Source organism: Streptomyces sp. NPDC028928 (assembly GCF_055564915.1).
The window spans coordinates 571,780-595,684 of record NZ_JBVHVI010000002.1; the positions used below are offsets into that span (position 1 = coordinate 571,780).

At 71.0% G+C, this 23,905-nt stretch carries 26 protein-coding genes and 1 pseudogene; 8 read left to right on the top strand and 19 right to left on the bottom strand.

Annotation, left to right across the window (positions count from 1 at the left end; translation table 11 throughout):
• Positions 1-38 precede the first annotated feature (38 nt).
• The 7 genes from ACZ4U1_RS08400 to ACZ4U1_RS08430 form a co-directional block, all read right to left on the bottom strand.
• Positions 39-995 (bottom strand): dihydrodipicolinate synthase family protein, encoded by a 957-nt coding sequence (locus tag ACZ4U1_RS08400; protein WP_467901156.1) that lies wholly within the window; start codon positions 993-995, stop codon positions 39-41.
• Entirely contained in the window at positions 995-1,999 is a 1,005-nt protein-coding gene (locus ACZ4U1_RS08405; protein WP_467901159.1) for an oligopeptide/dipeptide ABC transporter ATP-binding protein, read from the bottom strand. The genes ACZ4U1_RS08400 and ACZ4U1_RS08405 overlap by 1 nt, the downstream gene beginning before the upstream one ends.
• Positions 1,996-3,975 (bottom strand): dipeptide/oligopeptide/nickel ABC transporter permease/ATP-binding protein, encoded by a 1,980-nt coding sequence (locus ACZ4U1_RS08410; RefSeq protein ID WP_467901162.1) that lies wholly within the window; start codon positions 3,973-3,975, stop codon positions 1,996-1,998. Before ACZ4U1_RS08410 ends, ACZ4U1_RS08405 begins: the two co-directional genes overlap by 4 nt.
• Positions 3,975-4,931: an ABC transporter permease gene (locus tag ACZ4U1_RS08415; protein WP_467901165.1), complete on the bottom strand. Its 957-nt coding sequence runs from the start codon at positions 4,929-4,931 to the stop codon at positions 3,975-3,977. Before ACZ4U1_RS08415 ends, ACZ4U1_RS08410 begins: the two co-directional genes overlap by 1 nt.
• A gap of 4 nt (positions 4,932-4,935) precedes the next feature.
• Positions 4,936-6,558, bottom strand: coding sequence for an ABC transporter substrate-binding protein (locus ACZ4U1_RS08420; RefSeq protein ID WP_467901169.1), 1,623 nt, complete (start codon positions 6,556-6,558; stop codon positions 4,936-4,938).
• A gap of 819 nt (positions 6,559-7,377) precedes the next feature.
• Positions 7,378-7,581, bottom strand: coding sequence for a DUF397 domain-containing protein (locus ACZ4U1_RS08425; protein WP_467901172.1), 204 nt, complete (start codon positions 7,579-7,581; stop codon positions 7,378-7,380).
• Positions 7,563-8,396 carry a helix-turn-helix domain-containing protein gene (locus ACZ4U1_RS08430; protein ID WP_467901175.1) on the bottom strand — a complete coding sequence of 278 codons (834 nt, stop codon included), beginning with the start codon at positions 8,394-8,396 and terminating at the stop codon, positions 7,563-7,565. The genes ACZ4U1_RS08425 and ACZ4U1_RS08430 overlap by 19 nt, the downstream gene beginning before the upstream one ends.
• A gap of 115 nt (positions 8,397-8,511) precedes the next feature.
• Here ACZ4U1_RS08430 and ACZ4U1_RS08435 point away from each other — a divergent pair, with 115 nt between their 5' ends.
• From ACZ4U1_RS08435 to ACZ4U1_RS08450, 4 genes are all read left to right on the top strand, one after another.
• Positions 8,512-8,712 carry a hypothetical protein gene (locus ACZ4U1_RS08435; protein WP_467901179.1) on the top strand — a complete coding sequence of 67 codons (201 nt, stop codon included), beginning with the start codon at positions 8,512-8,514 and terminating at the stop codon, positions 8,710-8,712.
• On the top strand, positions 8,709-8,924 hold the full coding sequence (locus tag ACZ4U1_RS08440; protein WP_467901181.1) for a hypothetical protein: 216 nt from the start codon (positions 8,709-8,711) through the stop codon (positions 8,922-8,924). The genes ACZ4U1_RS08435 and ACZ4U1_RS08440 overlap by 4 nt, the downstream gene beginning before the upstream one ends.
• A 77-nt stretch (positions 8,925-9,001) precedes the next feature.
• Positions 9,002-9,748 carry a DNA repair protein RecO gene (gene recO, locus ACZ4U1_RS08445; protein ID WP_467901184.1) on the top strand — a complete coding sequence of 249 codons (747 nt, stop codon included), beginning with the start codon at positions 9,002-9,004 and terminating at the stop codon, positions 9,746-9,748.
• Between the two features lie 17 nt (positions 9,749-9,765).
• A complete protein-coding gene (locus ACZ4U1_RS08450; RefSeq protein ID WP_467901187.1) occupies positions 9,766-10,614 on the top strand; it encodes an isoprenyl transferase in 849 nt (282 codons plus the stop codon).
• A gap of 118 nt (positions 10,615-10,732) precedes the next feature.
• Here ACZ4U1_RS08450 and ACZ4U1_RS08455 read toward each other — a convergent pair whose 3' ends face one another.
• From ACZ4U1_RS08455 to ACZ4U1_RS08470, 4 genes are all read right to left on the bottom strand, one after another.
• Positions 10,733-11,152 carry a Fur family transcriptional regulator gene (locus tag ACZ4U1_RS08455; protein ID WP_467901190.1) on the bottom strand — a complete coding sequence of 140 codons (420 nt, stop codon included), beginning with the start codon at positions 11,150-11,152 and terminating at the stop codon, positions 10,733-10,735.
• A 61-nt stretch (positions 11,153-11,213) separates the two neighbouring features.
• Entirely contained in the window at positions 11,214-12,116 is a 903-nt protein-coding gene (locus tag ACZ4U1_RS08460) for a metal ABC transporter permease (protein ID WP_467901193.1), read from the bottom strand.
• Positions 12,116-12,886 (bottom strand): metal ABC transporter ATP-binding protein, encoded by a 771-nt coding sequence (locus ACZ4U1_RS08465; RefSeq protein WP_467901195.1) that lies wholly within the window; start codon positions 12,884-12,886, stop codon positions 12,116-12,118. Before ACZ4U1_RS08465 ends, ACZ4U1_RS08460 begins: the two co-directional genes overlap by 1 nt.
• An 11-nt stretch (positions 12,887-12,897) precedes the next feature.
• Entirely contained in the window at positions 12,898-13,875 is a 978-nt protein-coding gene (locus ACZ4U1_RS08470) for a metal ABC transporter substrate-binding protein (protein ID WP_467901198.1), read from the bottom strand.
• A 160-nt stretch (positions 13,876-14,035) separates the two neighbouring features.
• On the opposite strand from ACZ4U1_RS08470, the gene ACZ4U1_RS08475 reads away from it, so the two are divergent.
• Positions 14,036-15,418 carry a glycine--tRNA ligase gene (locus ACZ4U1_RS08475; RefSeq protein ID WP_356151823.1) on the top strand — a complete coding sequence of 461 codons (1,383 nt, stop codon included), beginning with the start codon at positions 14,036-14,038 and terminating at the stop codon, positions 15,416-15,418.
• 64 nt (positions 15,419-15,482) lie between these two features.
• Here the strand turns inward: ACZ4U1_RS08475 and ACZ4U1_RS08480 are convergent, their stop codons facing one another.
• The 3 genes from ACZ4U1_RS08480 to ACZ4U1_RS08490 all read right to left on the bottom strand — a co-directional run bounded on the left by ACZ4U1_RS08480 (position 15,483) and on the right by ACZ4U1_RS08490 (position 17,524).
• Complete coding sequence (locus ACZ4U1_RS08480; protein ID WP_467901203.1) at positions 15,483-15,755, bottom strand: hypothetical protein; 273 nt, start codon at positions 15,753-15,755, stop codon at positions 15,483-15,485.
• Positions 15,752-16,327 (bottom strand): RNA polymerase sigma factor, encoded by a 576-nt coding sequence (locus ACZ4U1_RS08485; protein ID WP_467901206.1) that lies wholly within the window; start codon positions 16,325-16,327, stop codon positions 15,752-15,754. The genes ACZ4U1_RS08480 and ACZ4U1_RS08485 overlap by 4 nt, the downstream gene beginning before the upstream one ends.
• 153 nt (positions 16,328-16,480) lie before the next feature.
• Positions 16,481-17,524: a chitinase gene (locus tag ACZ4U1_RS08490; protein ID WP_467901208.1), complete on the bottom strand. Its 1,044-nt coding sequence runs from the start codon at positions 17,522-17,524 to the stop codon at positions 16,481-16,483.
• A gap of 159 nt (positions 17,525-17,683) precedes the next feature.
• On the opposite strand from ACZ4U1_RS08490, the gene ACZ4U1_RS08495 reads away from it, so the two are divergent.
• Positions 17,684-18,688: an aldo/keto reductase gene (locus ACZ4U1_RS08495; protein ID WP_467901472.1), complete on the top strand. Its 1,005-nt coding sequence runs from the start codon at positions 17,684-17,686 to the stop codon at positions 18,686-18,688.
• Between the two features lie 25 nt (positions 18,689-18,713).
• Entirely contained in the window at positions 18,714-19,304 is a 591-nt protein-coding gene (locus ACZ4U1_RS08500) for a TetR/AcrR family transcriptional regulator (RefSeq protein WP_467901210.1), read from the top strand.
• A 24-nt stretch (positions 19,305-19,328) separates the two neighbouring features.
• Here ACZ4U1_RS08500 and ACZ4U1_RS08505 read toward each other — a convergent pair whose 3' ends face one another.
• The gene (locus ACZ4U1_RS08505; protein ID WP_467901214.1) at positions 19,329-20,759 is read right to left on the bottom strand and encodes an MFS transporter; all 1,431 of its coding nucleotides are present in this window, start codon (positions 20,757-20,759) and stop codon (positions 19,329-19,331) included.
• A 212-nt stretch (positions 20,760-20,971) separates the two neighbouring features.
• On the opposite strand from ACZ4U1_RS08505, the gene ACZ4U1_RS08510 reads away from it, so the two are divergent.
• Positions 20,972-21,856, top strand: a complete 885-nt coding sequence (locus ACZ4U1_RS08510) for a helix-turn-helix transcriptional regulator (RefSeq protein ID WP_467901217.1) — start codon at positions 20,972-20,974, stop codon at positions 21,854-21,856.
• Between the two features lie 3 nt (positions 21,857-21,859).
• Here the strand turns inward: ACZ4U1_RS08510 and ACZ4U1_RS08515 are convergent, their stop codons facing one another.
• The 4 genes and pseudogenes from ACZ4U1_RS08515 to ACZ4U1_RS08530 all read right to left on the bottom strand — a co-directional run bounded on the left by ACZ4U1_RS08515 (position 21,860) and on the right by ACZ4U1_RS08530 (position 23,892).
• The gene (locus tag ACZ4U1_RS08515) at positions 21,860-22,543 is read right to left on the bottom strand and encodes a DUF6766 family protein (RefSeq protein ID WP_467901220.1); all 684 of its coding nucleotides are present in this window, start codon (positions 22,541-22,543) and stop codon (positions 21,860-21,862) included.
• An 87-nt stretch (positions 22,544-22,630) separates the two neighbouring features.
• Positions 22,631-23,038 carry a hypothetical protein gene (locus ACZ4U1_RS08520; protein ID WP_467901222.1) on the bottom strand — a complete coding sequence of 136 codons (408 nt, stop codon included), beginning with the start codon at positions 23,036-23,038 and terminating at the stop codon, positions 22,631-22,633.
• A 196-nt stretch (positions 23,039-23,234) separates the two neighbouring features.
• Positions 23,235-23,363 (bottom strand): annotated as a pseudogene (locus ACZ4U1_RS08525) (helix-turn-helix domain-containing protein); the annotation flags it as partial.
• Between the two features lie 19 nt (positions 23,364-23,382).
• Entirely contained in the window at positions 23,383-23,892 is a 510-nt protein-coding gene (locus ACZ4U1_RS08530) for a hypothetical protein (RefSeq protein WP_467901225.1), read from the bottom strand.
• Between the last annotated feature and the right edge of the window lie 13 nt (positions 23,893-23,905).

Here is a 23,905-nt window from a genome sequence, read left to right on the forward strand (position 1 = left end):
TCCGGGCCGGCAGGGAAGCCCGGCAGTGACCGACGGTCTCAGTGCCGGTGTGTCCCGTGGGTCCCGAGACCCAGCAGTCCGGCCGCCGCCAGGAACTTGCCGACCTGCTCGACCTCCGCGCCGGACAGCGGGACCTGCGGCTCCGCGGTCACCGGGCAGTCGATGATCCCGCGCAGATGCAGCGCCGCCTTGAACGCGCCCAGCGCCGACGAGCTGCCGCCCATCCGCGCGGGATCCCCGGCGCCGACCATCCCGAACAGCGCGCACAGCCGCTCCTGTTCGGCCCGCGCCCCGTCCTGGTCGCCCGCCACGCACAGGCGGTACAGGCGGACGTACCCGTGCGGGTCGACGTTGGCCAGGCCCGGCACCGCCCCGTCGGCGCCCAGCGCCAGCGCCGCGTCCGCGATCAGCTCCGAGCCGGTCAGCACGCTGAACCCGGCGTGGGCCCTGGCCCCCGTGACGACCTCCCGGAACGCCGCCAGATCCCCGCTGGAGTCCTTGATCCCGGCCAGTACGCCGTCCCCGGCGAGCCCCAGCACCAGCTCGGCGGGGAGCTTGGTGTGCACGGCGACCGGGATGTCGTAGGCGATCACCGGGACCGGGCTGGCGGCGGCGATCCGGCGGTAGTGGTGGACGATCTCCGAGGGGTGGGTGCGGGCGTAGAAGGGTGCGGTGACCACGACGGCCTGCGCACCGGCCGACGTGACCGCCGAGACATGGTCCAGGACGCGCGGGGTCGTCATGTCGATGGCACCGGCGAGCACGGGCAGCTGACCGCCCACGTGCCCGGTGACGGCCGCCACCACCTGCCTGCGCTGCGCGTCCGTCAGAAAGGCCGCCTCCGAGGTCGAGCCGAGCAGAAACAGCCCGTGCACCCCGGCCTCCACCAGGAAGTCGACCAGACGCAGCAGCGAGGGCACATCCACCTCGCGCTCCGGTGTCAGAGGCGTACAGACGGGCGGGACGACACCGGTCAGCGGGCTGGGGAACGTCATCACGGCTCCTGGCGAGCTAGGTCTCGGGTCGGCTGGTCCTCCTCCACAGGATGGTGACACCGGTAGCGGTGTCCGGGCCGTGACGCGGCCGAGAAGTCCGGCATCGACTCGGCGCAGACCCCGTCCGCCCTCCAGCAGCGGGTGCGGAACGGGCAGCCGCTCGGCGGACGGGTCGCCGACGGCACCGGCCCGGTCAGCGGGATCGGGTCGATCGGGTCCAGCAGGCCGGGCGTGGCCGAGAACAGGGCGCGGGTGTACGGGTGCCGGGCCGCGTCGGTGACCCGGTCGGCCGGGGTCTCCTCCACGATCCGGCCCAGGTACATGGTGATCACCCGGTCGCTCATCCGCCGTACCGTCTGGATGTCGTGCGAGACGAACACCAGGGCCAGGCCCAGACGTTCCCTCAGATCGAGCAGCAGGTTCAGGATCTGCGCGCGGACCGAGACGTCCAGCGCGCTGGTCGGCTCGTCCGCGACGACCAGCGCCGGGTCCAGGGCGAGCGCGCGGGCGATGGCGACACGTTGCCGCTGCCCGCCCGACAACTGCCCGGGCAGGGCGTCGGCGAGCGCCCGGTCCAGCCCCACCAGCGCCATCAACTCCCGCACCCGCTCTTCCCGTTCGGACCGGGTGCCGCGCTGGTGGACGTCCAGCGGGTCGCGCAGGATGCGGCGGACGGTCAGCCGGCGGTTCAGCGCGGTCGACGGGTCCTGGAAGATCATGCCGGTGCCCGCACCGACCGTGGCCCGGCGCTCGGCGGCCGGCATCGCCCACAGGTCCCGGCCCCGGAAGGACACCGTCCCGGACACCGGCCGCTCGACGCCCACCAGCACCTTCGCCAGCGTCGACTTCCCGCACCCCGACTCGCCGACCACCCCGACCGTCTCACCGGCCGCCACCGACAGATCGGCTCCGGTCAGGGCGTACACCCGGTCCCGCCGGAACAGACCGCCGCTGCGCGCCCTGTGCACGACGTGCGCGTCCCGCACCTCCACCACAGCGGTCACCGCAACGCCTCCTCGTTCTCCGCCGACGTCAGTTCCACCGCCGGGTGATGACAGGCGGCCGTGTGCGCCGGGATGCCCGCGAGGACCGGGGCGGTGGTGTGGCACACCTCGGTGGCGAGCGGGCAGCGGTCGGCGAACCGGCAGCCCGCAGGGAAGTCGGCCGGGGCCGGCACGACCCCCTTGATCTGCGTCATCCGCTCCTCGGCCGACTCCAGCGAGAGCACGCTGCCGAGCAGCCCGCGCGTGTAGTGGTGGGCCGGCGCCGCCACCAGCTCGGCGGTCACCCCGGTCTCCACGATCTGCCCGCCGTACATCACCACCATCCGGTCGGTGACATCGGCGACCAGCGCCAGATCGTGCGAGACCAGGATCAGCGCGAACCCCAGCTCCTCCCGCAGCCTGAGCAGCAGCTCCATCACCTGCGCCTGCACGGTGACGTCCAGGGCCGTGGTCGGCTCGTCGGCGATGATCAGCTTCGGGTCCCGGGACAGCGCCATGGCGATGAGCACCCGCTGCCGCTGCCCGCCGGACAGCTCGTGCGGATAGCTGCGCAGGGTGCGCTCCGGATCCAGGCCGACCATCGACAGCAGTTCCTGCGGGCTACGGCGGCCCCCGCGCCGGACGAGCTGCCTGAGCTGGGCCCGGATGGTCATGGCCGGGTTCAGGGAGGACAGCGCGTCCTGGTAGACCATGGCCATCTCATGGCCCAGCAGCCGCCGCCGCACCCGCATCGGCTCGGCCGTCAGGTCCCGCTGCCGGAACCGCACCTGCCCGCTGATCCGGGCCCCCTTCGGCTGGAGCCCCATGACGGTGAGCGCGGTCAGCGACTTCCCACAGCCCGACTCGCCCACCAGTCCCAGCACTTCACCCGGGTACACCTCGAAACCGACCCCGGCCACGATGTCCACACCCCGGTGCCGGTCCGGGAAGCCGATGGTGAGGTTCTCCACCGCCAGCACCGGCTGCCCGCCGGGGGCGGGGCGCGGGCGGGCCCGGGAACGCAGCCGCCGGGCGGCCTCGGTGAGCCCGGGCAGCGGCAGCACCTCGCCGGTGCCGGGTTCGGGGGCCTCCAGCCGGTCCTCCGGTGCGTCCGTCGCGCGGGGCGCGGGCGCCGCCCAGGCGTCCGACACCCCCTCCGAGAGGATGTTCAGCGACAGCACGGTGAGCAGGATCAGCAGCCCCGGGAAGACGGTCGCCCACCAGCCGCCGGTCAGCACCATGTTCTTGCCGTCGGCGATCACACTGCCCCACGACGGGTCCGGGGGTCGCACACCCGCGCCGATGAAGGACAGCGACGCCTCGAAGACGATCGCCTCGGCGACCTGGACCGTGCAGAACACCAGCACCGGAGCGGCACAGTTGACGGCCACGTGCCGCAGCACGATGTGCGCGGTGCGGGCACCGATGACCCGCTCGGCGGTGACGTAGTCCTCGCCGTACTGATCCAGCACGTTGGCCCGTACGACCCGGGCCACGGGCGGGGTGAACAGGAAGGCGATGGCGCAGATCAGCACCCCGATCCCACCCCCGAACACGGCCACCAGCACGGCCGCGAGCGCGATCCCCGGGAACGCCATCACCACGTCCAGGCAGCGCATCAGCGTCTCGTCGACGGCCTTCCGGGAGGTGGCGGCCAGCGCCCCGACCACGGCCCCGACGACGAGCGCGAGCGCGGTCGCGCCCAACCCGATGGCGAGGGACCAGCGGGCGCCGTACATCAGCCGGCTGAGGAGGTCCCGGCCCAGGCTGTCCTGCCCCAGCCAGTGCGCGGCCGACGGCCGCCCCGTTCCGCCGACGGGGTCCTGCTGGTCGAGCGGATCGTCCGGGGCGAGGACGGGGGCGAGTACGGCGACGAGGATGACGAGGGCCAGGAAGCAGACGGCGGCCCTCGACAGCAGCGGCAGCCGGCGCCAGCCGCGCAGCCGGACACCGCCGGGCCGGGAGAGCCGCTCGGTGAGCGTCGCGCGCGTGACCATCAGCCCGCCCTCAGACGTGGGTTGACCAGCAGATACAGAATGTCGATGACGAGGTTGACGACGACGAACCCGGTCGCGGTGGTCAGGACGACCCCCTGCACCACCGCCGGATCCCCGTTCTGCACGGCGTCGATCATCAGCTTGCCCATGCCGGGCAGCGAGAAGATCGTCTCGATGACGACGGCACCGCCGAGGAGATAGCCGACCCGCAGCCCGAGCACGGTGAGGGGATTGACGAGCGCGTTGCGGAGCACGTTCCGCCCGACCACCACGCGCGGCGGCAGCCCGCTCCCGATCGCGGTCCGCACATAGTCCTTGTCCAGCTCCTCCACCACCGAGGTCCGCACGATCCGGGTGAGCTGGGCGGCGACCGGCAGGGACAGGGCGACGGCGGGCAGCGCCATGGTCTTGAGCCAGCCGGTGACCGAGTCGGCCGGGTTGATATAGCCGCCGGTCGGGAACCAGCCCCGGTCCACCGCCAGGTACTGGATCATCAGCAGCGCCAGCCAGAACCCGGGCGCGGCGACCCCGACCAGCGACACGACCCGGATCACCTGGTCCGGCAGCCGGTCCCGGTACACGGCGGCCGTGACCCCGCCCGCCAGCGCCAGCACCACGGCGAGGGTGAGTCCGAGGAAGGTCAGCTGGAGGGTGAGCGGCAGCGCGGTGGTGACCTGGTCGGCCACCGGCGCCCGGGTGAGGACGCTGGTACCGAGGTCGCCGTGGAGCAGATCGCCGACGAAGTGGACGTACCGCAGGGGCAGCGGATCCAGCAGCCCGCTCCGCTCCCGGAACTCGTGCAGCTGCCGCGGGGTCGGATTGGCGCCCTGGAAGAACGCGGACGCGGGGTCCACGTCCGAGAACCGCATCACCAGGAACACGAACAGCACGATGCCGAGGAGCAGCGGCACGAGCAGGGCGATACGCCGGAGCAGGATCCGTACGACGGCCGTCATGCCGTCAGATCCACTTGGCCTGGAGCAGGTTGACGCCGGGGTAGGGCTGCGCCCTTATCCCGGTGAGCCTGCGCGGATCCCAGGCGGTCATCAGCTCGTTGTGGACGACCGGGTACAGCACCGCCTGTTCCGCGACGACGTCGATGTAGTCCTGGATCATCGCCTTCTTCTTCGCGGGATCCGGCTCCCGGGTCGCCCGGTCCATGTCCTTGAAGAGCTGCTTGGCGACGGGGTCGCCGGCCCACCGCGTGTACTGCATCCACAGGTTCCCGGGGCCGTAGTTGTAGTGCATGATCAGGTCGGCGTCGAGCCCGAACTGGTTGGGATTGGAGGCGGCGGCAACCACCTGGTAGTCCTGCTTCTGGTCCATCTTGGTGAAGACGGCGGTGGTCTCCTGCGGCGCGAGGGTGGTCCGCACACCGATCGCGTCCCAGGAGGCCTTGATGGTCGGCAGACAGTCCACGATCCAACTGACGTTGACAGCGAGGATGTTCACCTTGAGGCCGGTGACCCCGACGGCCTTCAGCAGGGCCTTCGCCTTGTCGGGGTCGTAGTCGTAGACGGTCTTGGCCCGCCGGTAGCCGGGATTGCCTTCATCGAGGAAGGAGGAGGCGGGCTTCCCGTGCCCCTTCAGCGCGACGTCGACCATCTTCTCGGTGTCGATGGCGTAGCGCAGCGCCTGCCGCACCCGGACGTCGTCGAAGGGCTTGTGCCGGGTGTTGAACATCAGGAAGAGGTTGTTCATCCCGGCACCACCGGCGACCTTCAGACCACCCTGCTCCAGCCGGGAGATGTTGGCGTACGGAATGTTGTCGGCGATCTGCGCCCCGGCACCCGTCCCCGAGATCTTCGCGACGCGCGGAGCGGCGTCCACGATGGTCAGCCAGTTCATTCTGCGGAAGGCCGGCTCGCGGGGCCCGTTGTAGCCGGCGAACGCCTCGAAGGTGGTGTTCGACTTCGGATGGTGCGCGGTCTGCCGGTACGGCCCCGAACCCACGGCCAGCCCCCTGACGGCGTCGTCCCAGGCGCCGGGCCGGGAGAAGACGTGCTTCGGCATGACCTTGGCGAGCGTGAGCCGGGCGAGCCCGTCCGGGAAGGGGAACTTGAGGACGAGTTCGACGGTCCGGGCGTCGACCTTCCGGACCGAGTCCAGCCAGGGGGCGAAGAACCCCTTGGCGAGAGTCTGGGTGCCCGGATCGAGTATCCGGTCGAAGACGAACACGACGTCGTCGGCAGTGACGGGCTTGCCGTCGTGGAAGACGGCCCCGGACCGGAGCGCGAACCGCCAGCGGGTGGCGCTCGGATCGCGGGGCACCGCGGTGGCGAGCGCGGGATAAGGCGCCCGGGAGATCGGATCGGTGTCCACCAACCCCTCGTAGATGTGGTTGTTGGCGGCCATGGCGAACGCCGACGCCGTCTGCGTCGGATCCCAGCTGCCGTCGTTGCCGTACCCGATCACGGCGGTCAGCGTCCGGTCCTTCCCGGTCCCGCCGTTGCCGGTCTCGTTCGTGGACTCCGGCCCGGCGGAACAGCCTGCCAGCACCGCGCCGGCCCCCAGCACTCCAGCGCCCTTCAGGAACGACCGGCGGCGCGGGGCCGGTACGTCGGGGATCACGTCGTCGCGCACGGGTCCTCCAGTAGGTCGGGGGAGGGGTGGGGGTGTGGAGGTGTGTGGGAGGAGCGGAGGGGGGGTGAGATACGACGTCCTACGTCCTACGTCCGTCCGGTAGCGCGACCATAGGAGTGCCCCCGGGGCCGGTCAAGACAGCGCACACGAATGGCGTAGCTCGGCGGGGGGAGGGGGAGTTGCGGCGGACGGGGTTGGAAGGGTGCCGTCGGGCCGCCCGCTTCTCGGCGATTGTCGTGCTTCCGCGAGCCGAGTAAAGGGCGCTGCGCGTCGCCTTCGGCGATGGGCCTCCGGCCCACCCTTGACCGAGGACGCGCGCTCGCGCCCCGCCTGCACGCCGGGTGGGTTCGGCGGCGAGCGGCGGGTGGGGGGTGCGCGGCCGGTGGGCGCGGCTGGTGGGTGCGGGGCCGGGCAGGACGGGTATCTGGGACCTCATGGGCCCCTCAGGTCACACGGGCTCGGTGATTGGCGGATTTGTGCCACCCCTACGGCCGCCCCAACCTCCTGACCTGCCCCGTTGCCCCCCGCCTCTTGGCACAAATCCGCCAATCGCGATGTGGGAGAGCCGCCGCTCCTGCCCACCGGCCGCTCGCCGCCGATCCCAGCCGGCGTGCTGGCGAGGCGCGAGCGCGCTGCCCCCGCCGACAGGTGCTGTCGGCCGACCTAAGGGCCCGGTGCCGGTCGGGGGCCCCGGCTTTCCGGGCCGCCCGCTCGCTTCTCACCCGTGCCGGAGCGCTCCGGGTCAAGGGTGGGCCGGAGGCCCATCGCCGAAGGCGACGCGCAGCGCCCTTGACGCGGAGCGCGGAGGCACGACACTGACTAGAAGCGGGCGGTCCCCACGGCGCCGGTGAACTCCGTCCACGCGACCGACCCGATCACCAGCACCGGCCCGCTTGCCACCTTGCTGTCCCGTACGGGTACGACACCGGGGACCCCGTCGGCGACCTCGACGCAGTCGCCGCCCTGACCGTTGCTGTAGCTGCTCTTGCGCCAGCGGGCGTTGCTCAGGTCGTACTCGCGCATCGTCTGAAGTCCTCCGCCGCCGATTCGATCAGAGGCAGGGACGCCCTCGGCGACAGTGCGGCGGCCCTGAGCAGATCGTAGGCGCGCTGTGCGTGCTTCACCACTGCCGGATCGTCCAGCAGGTTCCCCGAAAACTCCGTCTCTGTATAGGCGGTTGGTGGAGCGTCCTCGAACTCCATGAGCTTCAGCGACCCGGTCATGTACGCGTGCGCACCCTCTGCACACGGCAGCACAGACACCAAGACCTTCCGTTCCCGAGCCATCCCCGCGATCTGCTCCAGTTGCCCCGCCATCGCCCCCGCCCCGCCCACCGGAACCCGCAACACGTTCTCGTGCAGGATCACCCAATACTCGGGCCTTGTAGCGTCCTTCAGGATCCGTGCCCGTTCCATCCGGGCTCCGACGATCTCCTCGACATACTCGTCCGTGACGAACGGGTTGGCCGCGACGGTCACCGCCTCGGCGTAGGACTTGGTCTGCAAGAGGCCCGGCACCGCCGTCGGTGCGAACTCGCAGATCCTCGTAGCCACCCGCTCCAGCTCCACGACCTCCGCGAAGTACTCCGCGTACCGTCGGTCGTCGATCAGCTTCCGGCACAGGCGCTCGAAAATGCCGTCGGTTTGCAGGACGCGGTCGATCCGCTGGGCGATATCCAGCTGGGGTTTTCGAATGGCCTGCTCGAACTGTCCGATGTAGGCCCCGGAGACGAAGACGAGGGCTCCCAGCTCCACCTGGGTGAATCCCGCGTCCTCCCGGCGGCGTTTCAGTTCCGCGCCGAAGAACTCCCAGACCGCCTGCCGTGAACCGCTGGCCATAGCCAACCCCCTTGACCTGCCGTGCTCTTGTAGGGCGCAGACGCCTTCCGAGTGTAGATGCGGAGCGTCACGCTTGATGTGCGAAGCGTGAAATCCGGAAGGTGAGGGGAGCAAGGTGAAGGTTGTCGAAGAGGCGGAGGAGGCGTTGAGGGAATTGCGGTCGGCTCTCGAAAAGGCCGGGGTCGTTCTGCCGTCGCTGGGGCTCGACCCGGTGAGTCTGGCGCGGGAAGTGCCCTGTCCGCTCGTGGAATTGGGGCGATGTTCCGTGGAGGCCGCGCGCCGGCTCACGGCCGCGTTGACGGGGGTGGTGAGGTGAAGCCCGCCGTCGGCAGTCATGTGATGGACACCCGTACCGGGAAGGTCGGCATCGTCATGGGGCATGAGGGGCCGTACGTGCAGCTCAGACCCTACGGGGGAGGGCGGGAGTGGGACGCGGAGCCGGATGCGCTGCGGACCGCCACGCCCGCCGAGCGGCTGAGCGCGGCGACCGCGTACGCCAACGCCCGCAGCCGTGGCGAGCTGCTCTAGCGGTGCGCCGACGGCGTCTTTGGCGCATATGCGTGGGGACGCGCGAGGTGACACCCGGAGTGGTCCAGAATGGTGCCATGAGTCTGTTCCGCGACGACGGCATCGTGCTGCGCACCCAGAAGCTGGGTGAGGCGGACCGGATCATCACGCTCCTCACGCGGGGGCACGGGAGGGTGCGGGCCGTGGCCCGGGGCGTGCGGCGCACCAAGTCGAAGTTCGGGGCCCGGCTGGAGCCCTTCTCCCACGTGGACGTGCAGTTCTTCGCGCGGGGGAGCGAGCTGGTCGGGCGCGGGCTGCCGTTGTGTACGCAGAGCGAGACGATCGCTCCGTACGGTGGGGGGATCGTCACCGACTACGCGCGGTACACCGCCGGGACGGCGATGCTGGAGACGGCCGAGCGGTTCACCGATCACGAGGGCGAGCCGGCCGTGCAGCAGTACCTGCTGCTCGTGGGGGCGCTGCGGACGCTGGCCCGGGGCGAGCACGCGCCCCACCTCGTCCTCGACGCCTTTCTGCTGCGCTCCCTCGCCGTGAACGGGTACGCGCCCAGCTTCAGCGACTGCGCGAAGTGCGGGATGCCCGGCCCGAACCGGTTCTTCTCCGTGGCCTCCGGCGGCTCGGTCTGCGTCGACTGCCGGGTACCGGGCAGTGTCGTACCGTCCCCGCAGACCCTGGTACTGCTGGGGGCGCTGCTTACGGGAGACTGGGAGACGGCGGACGCGTGCGAGGCGCGGTACGTCCGCGAGGGCAGCGGGCTGGTGTCCGCCTACCTGCACTGGCATCTGGAGCGCGGACTGCGTTCCCTCCGGTACGTGGAAAAGTAGAGGGAGACGAGAGGCACATGGTCGTACGCGGGATCCTGGGGCGCCAGCGGCGCGAGTACAAGGCGCCGGAGCCGCATCCGTCGGGTGCGCGTGCGCCGAAGCTCCCCGGTGAGCTGGTCCCGAACCATGTGGCGATCGTCATGGACGGCAACGGGAGGTGGGCGAAGGAGCGGGGGCTGCCGCGCACCGAGGGGCACAAGGTCGGTGCCGAGCGGGTGCTCGACGTGCTCCAGGGGTCCATCGAGGTCGGTGTGCGCAACATCTCGCTGTACGCCTTCTCCACCGAGAACTGGAAGCGGTCGCCCGACGAGGTCCGCTTCCTGATGAACTTCAACCGCGACTTCATCCGCAAGACCCGGGACCAGCTCGACGAACTCGGGATCCGGGTGCGCTGGGTGGGCCGTATGCCCAAGCTGTGGAAGTCCGTGGCGAAGGAGCTACAGGTCGCCCAGGAGCAGACCAAGGGCAATGACCTGCTCACGCTGTACTTCTGCATGAACTACGGCGGCCGTGCGGAGATCGCCGACGCGGCGCAGCGGATCGCCGAGGACGTGAGGGCGGGCCGGCTCGACCCGTCGAAGGTCTCCGAGAAGACGATCCAGAAGTACCTGTACTACCCGGACATGCCGGACGTCGACCTGTTCCTGCGTCCGAGCGGTGAGCAGCGCACCTCCAACTACCTGCTGTGGCAGAGCGCGTACGCCGAGATGGTCTTCCAGGACGTGCTGTGGCCGGACTTCGACCGCCGTGACCTGTGGCGGGCCTGCGTGGAGTTCGCCTCCCGCGACCGCCGCTTCGGCGGGGCCGTGCCGAACGAGGAACTGCTCGCGATGGAAGCCGCCATGAAGGGTGATTCCACCTCGTAGCCACCGCAGGTTCACGCGGGCCGCCGAGGATACGGGACTCATGAGGGTCTCACCCCTGTCCTCGCCCTCGGCGCCCGCCGGCCCCGCGGTCGGCAACGGTCCCGCACTTCTGCGGCGATCAGCCCTTGGCGCAGTCGGCGCAGTCGGAACAGGTGCCGAAGATCTCCACCGTGTGCGCCACGTTGACGTACCCGTGCTCCGCCGCGATGGCCTCCGCCCACTTCTCGACGGCCGGGCCCTCCACCTCCACCGCCTTGCCGCAGGCGCGGCAGACCAGGTGGTGGTGGTGCTCGCCGGTGGAGCAGCGGCGGTAGACGGACTCGCCCTCGGACGTGCGCAGGACGTCGACCTCGCCGGCCTCGGCGAGGGACTGGAGGGTGCGGTAGACCGTGGTCAGGCCGACGGAGTCGCCCTTGTGCTTGAGCATGTCGTGCAGTTCCTGCGCGCTGCGGAACTCGTCGACCTCGTCCAGGGCCGCCGCCACGGCTGCACGCTGTCGGGTCGCGCGGCCCTTCACGGGCGGTCCAGCGGTCGTCACCGATGCCTCCTCAACGTCTCGCGTCTGCCCGGGCCATTGTGCCAGCCCGGACTGACAGCGGTCAGACGCCGATCTCCTCGCCGGCTCCCCGGGCGGCCGGAATCGAGCACTCCGCCGGGTCGCCGGTGGGCTGGGCCGCCGCGGCGGCACGGGCGCGTCGCCGGGCCAGCGGGCCGGCCAGCGCGGTCAGCGCGATGAACGCGGCGATGGTCAGCAGGACGATCGTGGCGCCCGGCGGAACGTCCTGGTAGTACGACGTGACCGTGCCGCCGACGGCCACGACCACGCCGATCGCCACCGCGATCACGAAGGTGACGGTGAAGCTGCGGCTGAGCTGCTGCGCCGCCGCCACGGGGACGACCATCAGCGCGGACACCAGCAGCAGGCCGACGACCCGCATGGCGACCGTCACGGTCACGGCTGCGGTGACCGCCGTCAGCAGGTTCAGCGCGCGCACCGGCAGGCCCGTGACCCGCGCGAACTCCTCGTCCTGACTGACCGCGAACAGCTGCCGGCGCAGGCCCAGCGTGACCAGCAGCACAAAGGCGGCGAGCACGCAGATCGCGGTCACGTCGGACTGGGACACCGTCGACAGGGAGCCGAACAGGTACGACATCAGGTTGGCGTTGGAGCCGCCCGGCGCGAGGTTGATCAGCATCACACCGCCGGCCATACCGCCGTAGAACAGCATGGCCAGGGCGATGTCGCCGCGTGTCTTGCCGTACCAGCGGATCAGTTCCATCAGGACCGCGCCGAGGACGGAGACGGCCGTCGCCATCCACACGGGGGAGGTGGAGAGGAGGAAGCCGAGGCCGACGCCGGTCATGGCCACGTGTCCGATGCCGTCGCCCATCAGGGCCTGGCGGCGCTGGACCAGGTAGATGCCGACCGCGGGCGCGGTGATGCCGACCAGCACGGCGGCCAGCAGCGCCCGCTGCATGAAGGCGTAGTTCAGGAAGTCCATCAGCTCAGCAGTCCCGTGCGGATCGGTTCGGCGCCCGCCGGTGCGTGCGGGTGTACGTGGTCGTGGCCGGGCAGGGCGTGCTGGCCGACCGCGCGGGGCGGCGGGCCGTCGTGCAGCACGCAGCCGTCGCGCAGGACGACCGCCCGGTCGATCAGGGGCTCCAGCGGGCCCAGTTCGTGCAGCACGAGGAGGACCGTCGAACCAGCCTCGACCTGCTGCTTCAGCGTCCGCGCCAGCACCTCCTGGCTGGCCAGGTCGACGCCCGCCATCGGCTCGTCCATGATCAGCAGTTCGGGCTCGGCGACCAGCGCGCGGGCGATCAGCACCCGCTGGTGCTGGCCGCCGGAGAGGGCGTTCACGGAGTCCTTGGCGCGGTCCGCCATGCCGACCAGCTCCAGGGCCCGGCGCACGGCCTCCCGGTCCGCCTTGCGGAAGACGCCGAAGCGGGTGCGGGAGAGGCGGCCGGAGGAGACGATCTCCGTGACCGTCGCCGGGACCCCGCCCGCGGCCGTCGTGCGCTGCGGTACGTAGCCGAGGCGCGCCCAGTCCCTGAAGGAGCGGCGGGGGGTGCCGAACAGCTCGATCGTGCCGCCGCTGACCGGGACCTGGCCGATGATCGTGCGGATCGCCGTGGACTTGCCGGAGCCGTTCGCGCCGAGCAGCGCGACGACCTCGCCGCGGCCGACGGTGAGATCGATGCCGCGCAGCACGGGACGCGCGCCGAGTTCGGCGGTCACCCCGCGCAGGGCTATGACGGGCTCGGTGGCCATCTCTTCTCCCCTCACCGGGCGCCCAGCGCCTGCTGGAGCGCCTTGAGGTTGGCGTCCTGGACGGCGATGTAGTCCTTGCCGCGGGACTTGCCGGTGATGCCCTCGATCGGGTCGAGGACGTCGGTCTTCAGGCCCGCGTCGTTCGCGATGGTCTTCGCGGTCTTGTCGCTGACGAGCGTCTCGTAGAAGACGGTGGAGACGCCGTCGGCCCCGGCCATCTTCTCCAGGTCCTTGACCCGGGCGGCGCTCGGCTCGGACTCGGGGTCGAGGCCGTTGATGGCCTCCTCGGTGAGGCCGTAGCGCTCGGCGAGGTAGCCGAAGGCGGCGTGCGTGGTGATGAAGACCTTGCTCTTCGTGTGCGCGAGGCCGTCCTCGAACCGGGTGTTCAGCTCGTTCAGCTGCTTCACCAGGGCCGCCGTGTTCTTCTTGTAGTCGGCCGCGTGCTTCGGGTCGGCCTTCTCGAAGGCCTTGCCGACGCCCTCGGCGACCTGGGCGTAGCGCACCGGGTCGAGCCAGATGTGCGGGTCCTTGCCGCTGGACTCCTCGCCCTCGTGGCTGTCGTGCTCGGCCGCGTGGCCGCCGACCTCGTTGCCGTGGTCCTCCAGGGTGGTGAGGGAGGCCGCGTCGATCTTCGTCTTGACCGGGGACTGAGCCACCGCGTCGTCGACGGACGGCTGGAGGTTCTTCAGGTACAGGACCGCGTCGGACTCCTGGAGCGCCGCGATCTGCCGGGGGCTGATCTCCAGGTCGTGCGGCTCCTGGCCGGGCGAGGTGAGGGTGGTGACGTGGACGTGGTCCCCGCCGATCCGCTCGGCGAGGAACTGCATCGGGTAGAACGACGCGACGACGTCGAACTTGCCGGTTCCGGCCGCCGCGCTGTCGCTGGAGCAGGCGGAGAGCGTGCCGGTCCCGAGGAGGGTGGCCGCGGCGACCGCGGCCGCGGGTATGAGGCGCTGCGCGGTGGACCGGGTGCGTCGTCGTACGTTCATGACAGTCATTTTCAACAAATATGGAAACCGTTGTCAACAACGCTCGTCAGGCGGTCTGGGCAGGGGCCGATTTGGTCGTGGGGGAGCCTGCGCCGGTAACCTGAATCATTCGCTGGAAGCATCTCGCTTCAACGCCCGTCGTCGTAATGAAGAGAGCACCGTGGCCGCCGACAAGATCGACACCATCGTCAGCCTGAGCAAGCGCCGTGGCTTCGTTTTCCCTTGCAGTGAGATCTACGGCGGACAGCGTGCCGCCTGGGACTACGGACCGCTGGGTGTCGAGCTCAAGGAGAACATCAAGCGCCAGTGGTGGCGCTACATGGTGACGTCCCGCGAGGACGTCGTCGGCATCGACTCGTCCGTCATCCTGGCTTCCGAGGTCTGGGTGGCCTCCGGCCACGTCGCCACCTTCACGGACCCGCTGACCGAGTGCACCTCGTGCCACAAGCGGTTCCGCGCGGACCACCTGGAAGAGGCCTACGAGGAGAAGAAGGGCCACGCCCCGGCGAACGGCCTCGCGGACATCAACTGCCCGAACTGCGGCAACAAGGGCCAGTTCACCGAGCCCAAGCAGTTCTCCGGCCTGCTGTCGACGCACCTCGGCCCGACCCAGGACAGCGGCTCCGTCGCCTACCTGCGCCCGGAGACCGCCCAGGGCATCTTCACCAACTTCGCCCAGGTGCAGACCACCTCGCGCCGCAAGCCGCCGTTCGGCATCGCCCAGATGGGCAAGTCGTTCCGCAACGAGATCACGCCGGGCAACTTCATCTTCCGCACCCGTGAGTTCGAGCAGATGGAGATGGAGTTCTTCGTCAAGCCGGGCGAGGACGAGCAGTGGCAGGAATACTGGATGGAGCAGCGCTGGAACTGGTACACCGGCCTGGGTCTCCGTGAGGAGAACATGCGCTGGTACGAGCACCCGAAGGAGAAGCTCTCCCACTACTCCAAGCGCACCGCCGACATCGAGTACCGCTTCCAGTTCGGCGGCTCGGAGTGGGGCGAGCTGGAGGGCGTCGCCAACCGCACCGACTACGACCTCTCCGCGCACTCCAAGGCCTCCGGCCAGGACCTCTCCTACTTCGACCAGGAGGCCGGCGAGCGCTGGACGCCGTACGTCATCGAGCCGGCGGCGGGTGTCGGCCGCACCATGCTGGCCTTCCTCCTCGACGCCTACGTCGAGGACGAGGCGCCGAACGCCAAGGGCAAGATGGAGAAGCGCACGGTGCTGCGCCTGGACCACCGCCTGGCCCCCGTGAAGGTCGCGGTCCTGCCGCTCTCCCGCAACCCGGAGCTGTCCCCGAAGGCCAAGGGTCTCGCCCAGGCGCTGCGGCAGAACTGGAACATCGAGTTCGACGACGCCGGCGCGATCGGCCGCCGCTACCGCCGCCAGGACGAGATCGGCACGCCGTACTGCGTCACGGTCGACTTCGACACCCTCGAGGACAACGCCGTCACGGTCCGCGAGCGCGACTCCATGAAGCAGGAGCGCGTCTCCCTCGACCAGATCGAGGGCTACCTGGCCCAGCGCCTGCTCGGCTGCTGACGCCGCCCGGCGATCTCCCGCCCGCCCACCGTCCGATGTGCTCGGCCGGTGGGCGGGCGTTTTCCTACCGGCGCACGGTCACCGCGCACCGGCCGTCCGCGCAGGAGCGCTTCAGCCGGCCCCGGGAGACGGTCTGCGCCAGCCCGACCGCCCAGCACATCGGGCACCCGCGCAGGGCGAACAGCCCGGCCGGCAGGAGCAGCAGGGCGAGCGGCCCGACGGCCGGAACGCAGGTGACGGAGGCGGCCAGCGCGCCGAATCCCACCGCGCCGCGCACCAGGTGCCGGGGCAGGGAGGCACTGGCGAAGTCGGGACCGCCGGTCTTCGTACCGCTCATCGCCGTCCTCCCGGGCCCGGATCGGCCGGGGCGCGCAACGCCTGCTGCACCGCTGCGCGGGCCCGGTGCAGCCGCGACTTCATCGCCGCTGTGCTGAGCCCCAGCGCATGGGCGACCTCCCGTCCGCCGAGTCCCTGGAGGTCCCGCATGATCAGTACCCGGCGCTGCCCGGGCGGCAGGGCGGCGACGGCCGCCGCCACCCTGCCCCCCTCCAGGTGCCGCAGTGCCTCGTCCTCGGCCGAGTCGACGGTGATGTCCACCAGGGTGTCCGGCGGCGCCGGCCGGGCGCGCACCGTCGCCCGGGCACGTCGTAGGCACTCGTTCCGGACGATCCGGAACATCCAGGACGCCAGCGCGCCGGACGCCCGCAGCATGCCGATCTTGCGGTACAGGATGATCAGGGCCTCCTGCGCCGCGTCCTCGGCGTCCTCCGGGGTCGCGCAGAGGGAGTGGGCGAAGCGCCGCACGTTCGGGTGGGAGCCCGACACCAGGGCGGCGATCGCGTCGACGTCACCGCGCTGCGCGGCGACGACCAGCTGTTCACCGGGCCACGCCGAGCCCGACACGCTCACCTCGCCCGCCGCTTGACGGCGACCGCGCAGGTGCAGAGCAGCACCGCGCCGACGGCGATTCCGATACCGAGAACCAAGGTGACCTCCAGGCCTGTACCGACGTACCGGCGGGCGCCGGTACAGGCATAAGAGGCGCCGGCCGCCCGGAAGGGTTCAGCGGCCCTGGAGTGTCCTGACGTTGTCGCCGAACGTCCAGCTCTTCGAGCCGTCCCAGTTGACGGACCATGTCATCAGGCCCTTGAGCGATGTGCCGTAGTGCTTCCAGGCCTGGGAGACCAGGGACGGGGTCATGTAGCCGCCGCCCGCGCCGGGCTGGGCGGGGAGGCCCGGGACCTGTCTGTCGTACGGCACCCTGATCGTCGTACCCTGCACCACCAGGCCCCTGTTCAGGCAGTCGGTCTGGGCGGTGAAGCCCTGGACCGTGCCGGCCGCGTAGGAGTCGCCGGAGCAGCCGTACATGCTGCCGTTGTAGTACTGCATGTTCAGCCACCACAACCGGCCGTTGTCCGCGTACTTCTTGACGATCGGCAGGTACGCGCCCCAGATCGAGCCGTAGGTGACGCTGCCGCCGGTGACGTACGCCGTCTCCGGGGCCATCGTCAGGCCGAAGCCGGACGGCATCCGGGCGAGGATCCCGTCGATGATGCGGATCAGGTTGGCCTGGGACGTGGACAGCTGGTTGATGTTGCCGCTGCCCACCAGTCCGGTCTCGATGTCGATGTCGACGCCGTCGAAGTTGTACGTCTTCAGGATGGGGACGATCGTCGCCACGAACCGGTCGGCCACGGCGGAGGACGACAGGTCGATGCCGGCCGCCGCACCACCGATGGAGAGCAGGATGGTCTGCCCGGACGCCTTGGCCGCGCACATCTCCGCGGGCGTGGCCACCTTCACGCCGGCGTCCATGCCGTCCTCCCACAGCGCCGTCCCGTCGGAGCGGATCACCGGGAAGGCCGCGTTGACGACGTTGTAACCGTGGGCGGGGATACGGGAGTCGGTGATCGGGGTCCAGCCGAAGGGCGGGTGGACCCCGTTGGCGGCGCCGTCCCAGTTCTCCCAGTAGCCCTGGAGCACCTTCCCGGCCGGCCTCGACTTCACCGCGCAGGTGTCGGCGGCGGAGGCGGTGGGCGCGGTGGCGAGGCCCAGGGGGACGAGGAACGCCGCGGTGAGCGCGGTGACGAGCAGACGTCTGATCATGCGGGGCCTCCCGGTGGGGGTGCGGCGAGGTGTCGTAGACATGACAGTGATCTGGTCCAGACCTCTCGTCAATAGGTCTGGACCAGGCTGTGCAGTGACAGAGTTGGACTGACAGATATTGAAATCTGTCAGTTGTCGTGGCAGAGTGAACGCATGACGATGCGAACCCGAACCCTCGGAACCACCGGCCCCACCGTTTCCGCCCTCGGCCTCGGCTGCATGGGCATGTCCGCGCTGTACGGCGACGCCGACCGCACCGAGTCCGTCGCGACGATCCACGCCGCCCTGGACGCGGGGGTGACCCTGCTCGACACCGGCGACTTCTACGCCATGGGGCACAACGAGATGCTCATCGGCGAGGCCCTGCGCAGCGCCCCCGCCGCCCTCCGCGAACAGGCCCTCACCAGCGTCAAGTTCGGCGCCCTGCGTGACCCGGACGGCAACTGGAGCGGCTACGACGGCCGCCCCGCCGCCGTGCGCAACTTCGCCGCCTACTCCCTGCAGCGCCTCGGCGTCGACCACATCGACGTCTACCGGATCGCCCGCCTCGACCCGGACGTGCCGATCGAGGAGACCGTCGGCGCGATCGCCGAACTGATCGAGAAGGGGTACGTCCGGCACGTCGGCCTGAGCGAGGTCGGCGCCGAGACCATCCGCAGGGCCGCCGCCACCGCCCCGATCGCCGACCTCCAGATCGAGTACTCGCTGATCTCCCGGGGCATCGAACGCGACATCCTGCCGACCACCCGCGAACTGGGCATCGGCATCACCGCGTACGGCGTGCTCTCCCGCGGCCTGATCTCCGGCCACTTCACCCGCGACCGGCAGCTCGCCGCGCACGACTTCCGCGCCCACTCGCCCCGCTTCCAGGGCGAGAACCTCCGGCACAACCTCGACCTGGTCGAGGCCCTGCGCAAGATCGCCGAGCAGAAGGGCGTGACGGTCGCGCAGACCGCCATCGCCTGGGTGCTCTCCCGTGGCGAGGACATCGTCCCGCTGGTCGGCGCCCGCACCCGCGAGCGGCTCGGCGAGTCGCTGGGCGCGCTGGACGTCACGCTGGACGAGGCCGACCTGGCAGCCATCGAGGAGGCCGTCCCGGCGGACGCGGCGGCCGGCGACCGCTACCCCACGGTGCAGATGGCGCACCTCGACAGCGAGCGCTGATCCCGGTGCCGGGTACCGTCTAGGCATGCCACCGACCAGCGAGATCCTGACCGCCGAGCGCATCCTCGAAGCCACCGAGGAGGTGCTGCGCCGCCACGGCCCGGCCAAGGCCACCGTGGTCGACGTGGCCCGCGCGCTCGGCGTCAGCCACGGCAGCGTCTACCGGCACTTCCGCACCAAGGCGGCGCTGCGCGAGGCGGTCACCAAGCGCTGGCTGGACCGCACCTCGGAGAAGCTCGCCGGGATCGTCACGGCCGAGGGCCGCGACCCGGAGCAGCGGCTGCGGGACTGGCTCGCCGCCCTGTTCACCGCCAAGCGGCACAAGGCGGGCGACGACCCCGAGCTGTTCGCCACCTACACCGTCCTGGTCGAGGAACTCGGCGACGTGGTCCGCGAGCACATAGCCGATCTCACCGGCCAGCTCACCCGGATCGTCGCCGCCGGCGCGGAGACGGGCGCCTTCCGGGTGACTGACCCCGCCACCGCGGCCCGCGCCGTCTTCCAGGCCACCGGCCGCTTCCACGACCCCTGTTACGCCCGCGAGTGGACCGCCGCCGGCGTCGACGAGGAGTTCACGGCGGTGGTGGATCTGCTGGTGCGGGGGCTCAGGGGATAGCGTCCCGCAGGGGCGCCCAGTTGCTCAGCCGTCCGTCCGCGGCAACCGCAGGCTCAGTAGTCCCGTCAGCACCGGAAGGCCCAGCTGCACCAGCAGGGTGACGAGCAGGGCGTTCCGCATGCCCATGTGCGGGACGAGGGTCAGGAACAGCGTGCCCAGCGTGGCCACGCCCAGCGCCAGCGCCGACTGCTGCGTGGTGACCATGACCCCGCTGCCGACGCCGGCCCGGGCGGGCGGCACCTCGGACAGTACGATCCGCATCACATTGGGCAGCTGGAGCGCCTGACCGGCACCGGCCACCGCCGTCCCCGGCAGCAGCGAGACGACGTCCAGCCGCGGCCAGTCCCGCCACGCGGTCAGCAGGATCAGCAGCAGCCCCACGCCCTGGAGCACGGCCCCGGCGGTGACCACCCGGGTGCCGTGGCGGGCGATCAGCCGGGGCCCGGCGAGGGAGACGAGCAGGTACGCCACGGCCATCGGCGCCAGCGCGAGCCCGGCCGGCACCGGACCGAGCCCGGCGCCCTGCTGCAACGCCAGCGCGATCATGAACATGAACCCGCTGAAGCCGATGGAGAACGGCAGCAGCAGCTGCAGACCGCGCCGCATCGACGCCACCCGGAACAGGCTCGGCGGCACCAGCGGCGTGCGCCCCGACCGGTCCGCCCGCCGCTCCACCACCCAGAAGGCGCCCGCCGCGAACGGGAACGCGGCCAGCGACAGCCAGGTCCACAGCGGCCAGCCCGCGGCCCGGCCCTCGGTGAGCGGCGCCAGCAGCGTCAGCAGCGACAGCGCGAGCAGTACCGTGCCCGGCCCGTCCACCGGCTCCGGGTGCTGCGACCGGGTCTCCGGCACGTACCGGGCGGCCAGCGCCAGGCCGACGACCACGACCGGCACGTTGACGAGGAAGATCGCCCGCCATCCGGTCCCGGCGACATCGGCGGCGACCAGCACCCCGCCGAGTATCTGCCCCGCCACCATGGCCAGCCCGGCCGTGGCGCCGTACAGGCTCATGGCCCTGGCCCGGCGCGCGCCGCTCGTGGCGGACTGGATGGTGGCGAGCACCTGCGGCAGCATCGCGGCGGCCGAGGCGCCCTGCGCGACCCGGGCCGCGACCAGGCTCCAGGCGCCAGGTGCGAGTCCGCAGGCCAGCGAGGTGAGCCCGAAGGCGGCCATCCCGCCGAGGAACAGCCGACGGCGGCCGAACAGGTCCCCGAGCCGCCCGCCGAGCACGAGCAGCACGGCGTACGCGACCCCGTACCCGGCGACGACCAGCTCCAGCACGGCCTCGCCCGCCGCGAGATCGGCGCCGATGGCCGGCAGGGCCACGTTGACGATGAAGAAGTCGACCAGCGGGAGCGCCGCGGCCAGCAGGACGGTGAACAGCCCGGGCCCGCCGAGCGCGGGCGGCGCGGCCGCCGGGCGGACGGCCGGGGCGGTGACGGTGGTTTCCCTCATGCCCCCGAGCCTGCGGGACCGCTCAGACGGGTACCAGAGTCTGCCTCTCCTGGTACAAGAACTACCCGGCAACAGGCTGGCCTCCCGCTGCCGCTCAGCGCAGCCGCTCAGCTCTGCCGCTCAGCGCTGCCGCTCAGCCTGGTGGCGAGCCGCCGTCATCCTGGTACCAGGAGCACCTGGAAACAGGATGCCCGGCGCGGCACCCTGGGCGTATGACGACCACGGCCCAGGAGACCGCCCTTCCCCAGCCGGCCAGGGGAGCGGAGATCCGCCGGCACGAGCTGGCCGCGTTCCTGCGCAGCAGACGCGAGCGCATCACCCCGGAACAGGTGGGCCTGCCCCGCGGCGCCCGCCGCCGCACCCCCGGGCTGCGCCGCGAGGAGGTCGCCCAGCTCTCCGCGGTCGGCGTCACCTGGTACACCTGGCTCGAACAGGCCCGCGACATCCAGGTCTCCGTGCAGGTCCTGGACGCCCTCGCGCGCGCCTTGCGCCTGGACGCCAGCGAACGCGCCCACCTCTTCCAGCTGGCCGGCGCGACCGACCCGACCCCGGCCGCGAACTGCCCGAGCATCACCCCCGCCCTGCGCGAGATGCTGACCCGGCTGGAGCCGATCCCGGCCTGCATCCAGAACAGCCGGTACGACATCCTCGCCTACAACCGCACCTACGGCCAGCTCCTGGGCGACCTGGACGCGGTCCCGCCCGAGGACCGCAACTGCATGCTCCTCGTGCACACCCACAAGGAGTGGCAGGAGGCGGTCGTCCACCTGGAGGAGACCCAGCGCCTGATGGCCGCCCGGCTGCGTGCCGCCCTGGCCGGCCACCTCGGCGAGCCCGCCTGGAAGATGCTCCTGAAGCGGCTGGAGGAATCCCCCGCGTTCCGTGAGAACTGGCAGCGCTACGAGGTGGTCGCCACCCGCTCCCGGACCAAGGAGTTCCGCAACCCCTACGTGGGCCTGCTCACCCTGGAACACACGGACCTGTGGCTGGTCCCCGAGGCGGGCGCCCGGATGGTGACGTACACCCCGGGGGACGAGCAGACGCGGGAACGGCTGGAGCGCCTGTACGAGATCGCGTGCGGCGCGCCCGTGAGCTGACCCTCAGCCCTCCACGCCGGTGGAGGTGTGGGCCGCGCCGACCGGCTTGGACTCGGGGGAGCCGCGCTGGCGCAGGTAGACGGAGAGGATGGCCATCGAGGCGACGGCCAGCAGTTCCGACTGCCAGTTCTGCAGGGTGCGGGCCCAGAAGTCGGCGGAGCCCAGGTACTGCGACCAGGAGACGGGCGCCTGGAGTTGGCGCAGGTGCTCCTCGTTGTAGGCGGCGACGCCGGTGACCGACTGAGCGAACCAGGACCAGGCGAAGATGGCGGCCATGACGACGCCCAGCGAGCGGGCGTACATCCGCTGCCGCCAGCCCTTGGCGGCGGCCCAGCGCGGGGAGTCGGGGCCGGCGTGCTCGCCGACCTTCTGCTCCCGGTCGCTCTCCACGCCCGCCTTGTGCAGCTCCTTGGACTCGGGGGAGCCGCGCTGGAGCAGCCAGACGGTGCCGAAGATGTAGAGGAAGAACTGCAGGTACTCGGACTGCCAGTTCTCGGTGACGTCGACGGCGAAGTCGGAGGTCGCGAGGTAGTCCAGGAAGCCGACCGGGTGCAGGCCGTCGGTGGTGAGCCGGTTGTTGAAATCGGCGTGACCGGCCACCGCCTGCCCGGCGAGGGCGAGCAGGAAGCCGGTGAAGAAGACCAGCGTCAGGCTGTTGTGCCTGAGGAAGCGGGAGAGGGCGTTCACCGGTGCATCAGTCCCACGGCGGTGAAGTACCCGAGCCCGGCGGCGACGGTCACCAGGACCAGTGTGAACAGGGTGCGCACGGCCGGCTCAGCCCCCTTTGACCTTGCACTGGTACGGCTGCTCGGGCCGCGGCACGCAGCCCGCCGCGGTGATCAGCCAGCCGGCCGGGAAGGCCGACAGGAAGACGGTGTCGCCGTCGAGGACGACCTGCGCCTGCCGGCCGTAGACCCGCACGTCCCGTACGGCACCCCCGTAGGGGAGCTGCTCCTCGGGGAGGGCCTTGGCGCAGGGGGACTCGGCGGACTGCTCGACCTCCTGCCGGGTCTCCGGGGCGAGCGCCGCGCAACCGCGGGGCCCGTCGGCGCGCCGCACGCTCTCCTCGAACCGCACCGCGGCCCGGGACGCCGCCGTCTCCCGCTCGCCGAGGGTGGCGCAGCCGGTGAGGCAGGCAGCACACACGATCGCGGTCAGGCCGGTACGCCTCCAGCACGGCAAGGAAACCTCCACGGGTAGGCGGAGCTGCTGCCGGACATGCTCGGCCGGGAACCCCGCCGGGCCCGGCAGCCGCGCCGTGCCCCCGGACGGACACCGAGCGTTCGGGCTAGGGAGACGGCGGGCGGCTCAGCCGGACAGCCGGGACCGCAGCGGCTTCTTGTCCGGTTTGCCCGCCGCGGTGAGCGGGACCCCGAACCAACTCCGCCTCCAGCCGGATGATCGTCCGGCTCACCGACGGCTGAGCGACCCGGAGCTCCTCGGCGGCACGGCTGATGTGCTGGTGCCGGGCTACGGCTTGGAAGTAGCGGAGGGAGAGGAGGGCCATGGGGACAGTGTCATCCGGATCACGACCTGGCCTTGCAAGGGTCCTGGCCTCTCAGGGAATGCGTATATCCCTGAATCAGCTTCTTCATGGCCGATTCGTCTGGGCGCGCGGGCTTGAGAACCTTGATGAGCGTGCTGATGTCCTCTTCGTGTGTATCAGCGCCCCGGCAGCTGATCAGCGACACAGCGGCATGATCGGCATACGCAATGGAGTTGTTCTCCGCAGACTTCTGATCCGGGACCGAGAGTCGACTGCGCAGGATGTTTCGCGCGGAGTCACCGGCGTCGATGCGTTCTCCACTGACTTCCAGCACCGTGTTCGCGTCCACTGTGACGGCGCACAGTCCCGCGCCGTCGTCCAGACTGCCGCTCCGGTCGATGGTGAGATTCTTGCCGGAAGCAGGCAGCACCTGGGAGAGGGCGTCGGCCGGGACGGATACTCCGCACAGGGATTTCGGGACGGTGAACCCCCGCTTCGACTCCCCGGAGGAGCAGCCGACAGCCATCAGCGCGGCGGCGAAGAGAGACATGCCCCGCAGGGCA